At 66.4% G+C, this 6855-nt stretch carries 4 protein-coding genes and 1 pseudogene; 2 read left to right on the top strand and 3 right to left on the bottom strand.

The genetic code is table 11. From position 1 onward, the window contains the following. Window positions 1–133: 133 nt before the first annotated feature. The 3 genes from CDN38_RS19340 to CDN38_RS19330 form a co-directional block, all read right to left on the bottom strand. Window positions 134–829, bottom strand: a complete 696-nt coding sequence (locus CDN38_RS19340; protein WP_075510648.1) for a TetR family transcriptional regulator — start codon at window positions 827–829, stop codon at window positions 134–136. A gap of 338 nt (window positions 830–1167) precedes the next feature. Beyond that, window positions 1168–2874 (bottom strand): hypothetical protein, encoded by a 1707-nt coding sequence (locus tag CDN38_RS19335; protein WP_075510647.1) that lies wholly within the window; start codon window positions 2872–2874, stop codon window positions 1168–1170. A gap of 13 nt (window positions 2875–2887) precedes the next feature. Then, a complete protein-coding gene (locus tag CDN38_RS19330) occupies window positions 2888–4753 on the bottom strand; it encodes a putative bifunctional diguanylate cyclase/phosphodiesterase (protein WP_075510646.1) in 1866 nt (621 codons plus the stop codon). A 445-nt stretch (window positions 4754–5198) separates the two neighbouring features. Here CDN38_RS19330 and CDN38_RS19325 point away from each other — a divergent pair. Both CDN38_RS19325 and CDN38_RS19320 read left to right on the top strand, forming a co-directional pair. Further along, window positions 5199–5408: pseudogene (locus tag CDN38_RS19325) on the top strand (RNA polymerase subunit sigma-24); the annotation flags it as partial. A gap of 48 nt (window positions 5409–5456) precedes the next feature. Continuing rightward, window positions 5457–6740, top strand: a complete 1284-nt coding sequence (locus CDN38_RS19320; protein ID WP_180276355.1) for an aminodeoxychorismate synthase component I — start codon at window positions 5457–5459, stop codon at window positions 6738–6740. The last annotated feature ends 115 nt before the right edge of the window (window positions 6741–6855 follow it).

Here is a 6855-nt window from a genome sequence, read left to right as displayed (position 1 = left end):
GACCACGTTGTCGACCAATCAAGTCTGACCTACCGCCGAAGAGACGGCCTTGTCGGCGTTCTTCCCGCCCCTGCCGCGTTCGTTGTTCAGAAGCCTCCTAGCCTCACAGCCGCCGCCATGGCTTCCATCTTTGTCAACCCGGCGCAACCTGGTCCGTTGCCGAGCGGATGGCCAGCGCGGTCCGCCGGGTGACAAACTGCGTGAAGTAGTCGATTCTGTCCGGCTGCACTATTCCGCTCAGCACCAGCAACCAGCTCTTCTCGAGATCGCGGAGAAACCGCTCCGGTGCATCCAGGTCGCTGGCCTGCCGCAAACCCAGGTACATCGACACGATCAGACGGGCAACGTCTTGCGGGTCGCAGCCTTCGGCCACGTCGCCTTCGACGATCGCGCGCCGTACCACAGCGGCCAGAGCTTCGATCCACCCATCCAGCAATTTCGCCTGCAGGCCTTCGGTACGACCGACCGAGTCGAGCAGGTGTAGGGCCGCCCTGGCCATGTCCTGGCTGATGTCGCGGACGGCGATCAGGTAAACGGAGTCGACCAGCGTCTCCAGGCCGGAAAGCTGCCTGGCCAGCAGCTCCTCGACGGCAACCCGGCCGCCGGCGCAATGTTGCTCGATGATGGCCACCGCCAGCGCGTGCTTGGACCGGAAGTGGAAATACATCGCACCCTTGGTCAGCTGGGCCGCCGCGAGGATGTCGTCGAGCCCGACGTCGTGGTACGCGCGCCGGGCGAACTGATGCGCGGCGGCCTGCAGAATCTGCTGGCGCGTGGTATCCGCTCGCCCGCCCGTCGAGTCGGTCGTGGTCTGCACCGAAGAATTCATGCCGGCCGCCGCTGACGGTAGCGCTGCGCATGAGTGGCGGCTGGTTCCAGGCTGTCTCGAGCGGTTCCGAAACCGGAACCACCAGCCGGGACGATCGCCGTCACCTTCGCGGTGCCCTCCTCGAGCGGGGAAGCCAGATGGTCATCTGGTGACGGCTTACCGGCTATGCCCCAGGTTGCATTGACGCCGATTTCGAGGGTATCAGTCCGGTTTCTCGCCGCGCCGCTTCACGCGGGGCAGCACTATCCGCTAAACGAAATATTGCTGGTACGTTTAACGGACATTTCCATGCGCGCGGTATGCCCACGGCCGGACTTCGGCCTGGTAGCCAGGCCGCCTCACGCACCGTTCGTTGCGGTCTGCACGTCGCGCGGGATGTCGAGCGTCGCGACGGGATAAAAGCCGGAATCGTCGCGGCCGTCGCGGGCCAACTGCATCGGAGGGTAATTGACCACATGCGAACCGTTCGGCTTGTGCTGTTGCCAATCAACCGAAGCCCGCAGCGTGTAATGCCCCGCCGGCAAGCCGGCCAGCGCGACGCGAACCGTCTCGGAGACCGACGCCGGCACGGGCTGCTGGGCGCTGCGGTCCCCGGGCGCCTCCGGGACCAGCGACTTCAGATCCACGCTTGCGGGCAACGTCCGAACCGTCTTCCCGGTGAAATCCACCAATCGGTAACCCGGGGCCCATTTCTCGGTCGCGGCCGCGGAGCCGTAATTGGTCCAGACAACCGAGATCGTCGCGACTTTGCCGTCGTTGCTGAGCCCCTGCGACCCGGGCTTGGCCTCCACCGAGTACCGGTAGCCCGCGGTCGCATTGGCCTGCGCCCACAGCACATACAGCTTGGGGTCCATCGGCGAGGTCGCATTCCCGTCCGGAAAGTTGACACTTGCGGTCATCGAGACGTGATATCTCATGACGTCGCGCAGTCCCTTCTCGTAGTAGGCCTGCCGCGTGGTTCCGCTGGGCAGCTGGCACCATTCGGTGATCACCGGGGCCGTCGACAGCCGCTTGCGCAGCGCGGCGACAACCGGATCGTTGGTCTGCACGTAGTGGGCAGCGCTTCCGTCGGCCCATGCCGGCATGGGCGCATAGACGCCCAGGCAGTCCGAGCGGATTCCCACCGGCGCGGCGAGCTTGTTGGTGACGTCGTCGGCGAGCAGTTCCCGGACGATCTCGGGGTTGGCGGCGCTGGTCACCAGTTGGGTGCGGGGAAAGGCGCTGACATTCGCCTCCACCAGGCGCTGAATGGACGCCTTGGTGATGTTCTGATCCCGGAACTGGCTGTAATACCCCAATGCCGCAACGCTGTCGCCGGGTGCCGGACCGGCGGCGCCCAGCGAGTCGCGCAGATAGGCGATGTGGTTTTCACTGAAATCCCCGTACCCGGAGAATTCGAAAACGCTGAGTCGTTCGTCGCCGTCGTAGCGGCGACCCAGTGCCGCCAGCAGCTGTGTGAAGTCGTTGAGATAGGTCGGATCGTTGAAGTTCGGCACCACCTGCGCCACCCCCGCCGCGGCACCGTTGGCCGGCCCGGGATAGGTCGTGTTGGTGCCCGGCCGGGCGCGCTCCCAGTCGGGAATCGCGATGTTGGTGTTGTTGGGATACGTCGCGTTGCAGCAGGAGTTGTAGGCGTACACCCGCAGCGTCAGCCGCATGCGCCGCTCGGCGAGCCGGTTCAGCGTGTCGTCGATCACGCTGAAGTCGTACCTGCGCTCGTCGGGAGCGTCCGGCGGCAGCGTGGCCGGGTCGGCGGGTTGCAGCTGACGCCACGAGACCCGCAGGCTGGCATCGTAGGACGCGGGCCACGCCGGGTATCGCTGCTGGGCCGGATCGCGTTGCGGGAAAAGCGGTTCCAAGAGGTCTTCGTATTGGCCACGCAGCGGGTTGGGTATCTCCTGGACCGTCGACGGTATGGCCGGACTGACCATCGCGGTCAGCGGGCTGTTGGCGGGTTGGTGGCTGCTGCATCCGGTGAGCACCCCAGCAGGCAGCAGGACGGCGCACGCGGCAACGATCGATGATTTTCTAATTGCTCGAACCATTTTCACATTTGAGCTAGATTGCGCCGAGCGTCAGTGCCTCGCGGTCGGCGAGGAACGGCATCGGCATCCAGCGAGCGGACAGCAACGCCTCCATGGCGTTGCCGGGGACGGGGCGCGACAACAGGAATCCCTGCGCCCGGTGGCAACCGTGCTGCATCAAAGTCAGCGCGGCAGCCGGTGTTTCGACTCCCTCGGCGACCACTTGCAGTCCGAACGCCTCGGCGAGGCCGATGATGGCCCGGACGATCGCCAGGTCGCCGGCGTTGGTACCCAGGTCGCGGACGAAGCCGGTGTCGATCTTGAGCATGTCGACGGGAAGTGACTTCAGATGCGACAACACCGCGTAACCGGTGCCGAAGTCGTCGATGGCCACCTGGACACCGACGTCCTTGAGCTCTGACAACGTCTTTCGCGTCGCCTCGATGTCGTGTACGACAGCGCGTTCGGTGATTTCCAGGCACACCGATCCGCCGTCGATGCCGAACTCCTCGATGGTGTCGGCGACACTGCGGACAAAGCCGCGGGTAATCAGCTGGACGGGCGACACATTGATGCGCAACACCGCGCTCTGCCCGACGCCGTTCTTGCGCCACCGGCTGAATTCGGCGCACGCGCTGCGCATTACACATCGGCCGAGTTCGCCGGCGAGGTTGGTGGACTCGGCCACCCCGATGAACGAATCCGGCAGCAGCAACCCCCAAATGGGGTGACGCCAGCGAACCAACGCCTCGGCCGCCACCACCGCGCCGGTCCACAGGTCGACCTCGGGCAGATAGTGCAGCAGCAACGCATCGCTATCGATATCGCCTTGCAGATGCAACTCGATGTCGTTGCGGAACGCGCTCTTGAGCGACATGTCGTCGGTAGATAGCGCCACCTGGTTGCCGCCGGCGCGTTTGGCGGTCAGCACCGCCTCATCGGCCCGGCGCAGCAGATCGGTGCCGTCGTCGCGGGCCGGCATGCCCACGGCTAGACCGATGCTCACCGTCCGGGTGATCTGATGGCCACCAATTGCCAGCCGCTCCCGCAGCATTGCCGAAAGCCCGCGGGCGAACGATTCGGCGGCTCCTTTGGACATCGCCTGGTCAGGGATCACGACGAACTCGTCGCCGCCGAGTCGGGCGATCATGCTTTGGCCGCCGACGCACCCGCGAAGGCGCTGCGCAAAGACGCGGATGAACCAGTCGCCGGCGTTGTGGCCCAGATAGTCGTTGATCGACTTCAGCCGGTCGAGGTCCAGGTACAGCACGGCGACGGGCCCGGGCTTACCCGCCGCCAGCCGTTCGGACAGATGGGCCAGCAGCGCACGCCGGTTGTGCAGGCCGGTCAGATCGTCGTGCTCGGCCAGGTAGCGCAATTTCTCCTCGGCGGCGATCCGCGCCTGCAGCTGTGCGAACAACGCCGCGACGGCCTCGAGCGTGTTGATCTCTTCATGCCGCCACTTCCGGGCGCCGAACTTCACGAAGCCGAGCACACCGGTAGTCGTCTCGCCCGAGACCAGCGGGGCCGCAGCCACCGATGGCGACGCCGCCTGGGTGGAGCCGCCCCCCCAGCGCCGGAAGAACCGGTTGCTGCGGTGCGGCTGGATGACAACCGGCTTCCTGCCGTGCTCGCACTCGGTGAGCACCGGGTCGGCGCTGGTGAAGTGGACGACGGCCTGCGGGTCCGGGTCCGCAACGTCACGCCGCGGCGGCCACTCCGCCACCAGGACCGAGGCGCGAATCTCGTGGTCGTGGTGCCGCAGGAAGCTGGCGTCCACATCGAACTGCTCGACCAGTTGAGCGAGCACCCGCTGGCTCACCTGCGTTGCGGTGGATGCGGTCGCCTCCATCAGCTGGGTGGCTACGGAGGTGACGACGAGGTCCAAGCTGCGCGGCAAGGGATCCCCTCCGATGTGTGCATGTGTCCAAATGTGGGCGACTACTCGGTTGACGGACGGTATTAGGGGTCGCTCCTGTCGAATGCTCGCCGCTGCGCATTGAAGGGGCCCTGGTCTGCCTGGTTGTCTACTGGGTTCACCTGGGAATTCAGGTCCATTTTCGTTGCGACAGCCTAGCATGGCGCGCCATTTCTCCCGCTCGGAATTCAGCACACACAGCGCGCCAATGTGCAAGCGCTGACCTCGATTCCAGCGCCTCGACATGTCTCGATTTGTCGGGGCCGAAAATTCAGCGGCCGCCGCCCGATCCTGGAAAAGTCGGTAAAAGTGAACCGGCTCACGATCTCCGTCGCGGCTGTCACGGCAAGCCGGTCTGTGGTGTCTCCAGTGCAGAAGTCGTCGGTGATCCCGGATGATCCCGACACAACGAAGAACAGGAGACTCCACCGGACTCATCCGCAAGGCAGCGACGCACTTGCAGGTGGAAATCGCGACCTGCAACAGCGCGCCGGCGGTCCTGTTCTACCTGGACGGACACCTGGAGGGGGTGATCACCCTGGAGATCGTCGACGACAAGATCACCAACTTCTACGTGATGCGCAACCCCGACAAGCTCATGGCGCTGGCCACCGCTCGTGAGATCAGCCGCGGCTGATCGGAACTCCTGGCGTGCGAATATCCGCCACTCTGTCAAGCTAGGGCGGTGCGAACCGATCGGCTCGGCGACCTTGGCGGGGCACCCCAAGTGCTGCGCGCCGTCGCTCGTGCCACCGTCCGACTGGGCTTGGCGCCGCCGGCCGCGTTGACCGGCGAATGGTTCGGCGCGCTGGCGGTGATCGCACCGAGTGTGTCGGTCCAGCCGGTGCACCGCGGCGACGCGTTTCCGATCCGGGAAGCCGCCGGGGAACAGATAGCGCCCGTCTCGGGCGCGGTGGGCGGCGGCTGGGTCGGCTACTTGTCCTACCCCGATCCCGGCGCGGACGGGCGGGGAAGCCGAATCCCCGAAGCCGCCGGCGGCTGGACCGATTGCGTACTGCGCCGCGACCGCGACGGCCACTGGTGGTACGAGAGCCTGTCGGGCGCACCCATGCCGGACTGGCTGGCCAGCGCCCTGGCCACGACCCCGGCGCCGGCCGGCCGGCCGGCGCCGGGGTCGTGCCGGATCGACTGGGCAGCGGCCGACCGGGAAGCTCACCGCGGCGGGGTGCTGGCCTGCCTGGCGGCGATCACCGCCGGCGAGGTCTACCAGGCCTGCGTGTGCACGCAGTTCACCGGGACCGTCAGCGGGTCCGCGCTGGACTTCTTCATCGACTTCGTCGACGCTGCCCGCACCTCCCCGTCCCGCGCAGCCTATGTCGGCGGCCCGTGGGGCGCGGTGGCATCGCTATCCCCGGAGCTTTTCCTGCGGCGGCATGGCACCGTCGTGGCCTCCAGCCCGATCAAGGGCACGCTGCCGCTGGAGGCCTGGCCGTCGGCGCTGCGGGCGTCACCCAAGGAAGTGGCCGAGAACATCATGATCGTGGACTTGGTCCGCAACGACCTTGGCCGAGTGGCCATTACCGGCACGGTCACCGTGCCCGAGCTACTGGTGGTGCGCCGCGCGCCGGGCGTCTGGCACCTGGTTTCCACCGTGGCGGCCCAGGTTCCGGCCGAGTTGCCGATGTCGGCGCTGCTGGACGCCGCCTTCCCGCCGGCGTCGGTTACCGGAACACCCAAACTGCGGGCCCGCCAACTGATTTCGCAATGGGAGCAGCGCCGTCGCGGAATATATTGCGGTACAGTTGGTTTCGCATCACCAGTAGCCGGTTCCGAACTCAACGTCGCGATCCGCACCGTGGAATTCGACACCGCGGGCAACGTCGTCCTGGGCGTTGGCGGCGGGATCACCGCGGACTCCGACCCCGACGCCGAGTGGCAGGAATGCCTGCACAAGGCCGCACCCATTGTTGGGATGGCAGTCCCTCCGACGGCCACTCGGGTCGGCTAGTCAGCAAACCGCGGCGAGGTGTAGCTCGGCGGAATTTCGCGTAACGCCCACATGGCACGCCTGGTACGCCTAAGCTCCTAACCGACGACCCGCGTGTATCGCGTGGTCGAATGGG

Source organism: Mycobacterium ostraviense (genome assembly GCF_002705925.1).
Taxonomy (GTDB): Bacteria; Actinomycetota; Actinomycetes; order Mycobacteriales; family Mycobacteriaceae; genus Mycobacterium; species Mycobacterium ostraviense.
The sequence above is the reverse complement of the archived record's forward strand: the minus strand, read 5'-3'. Positions and strand labels throughout refer to the sequence as shown.

Bases quoted from the DNA above. Each gene is read 5' to 3' on its own strand.
- CDN38_RS19340 (WP_075510648.1), bottom strand. From the start codon at position 829: ATGAATTCTTCGGTGCAGACCACGACCGACTCGACGGGCGGGCGAGCG.
- CDN38_RS19335 (WP_075510647.1), bottom strand. From the start codon at position 2,874: ATGGTTCGAGCAATTAGAAAATCATCGATCGTTGCCGCGTGCGCCGTC.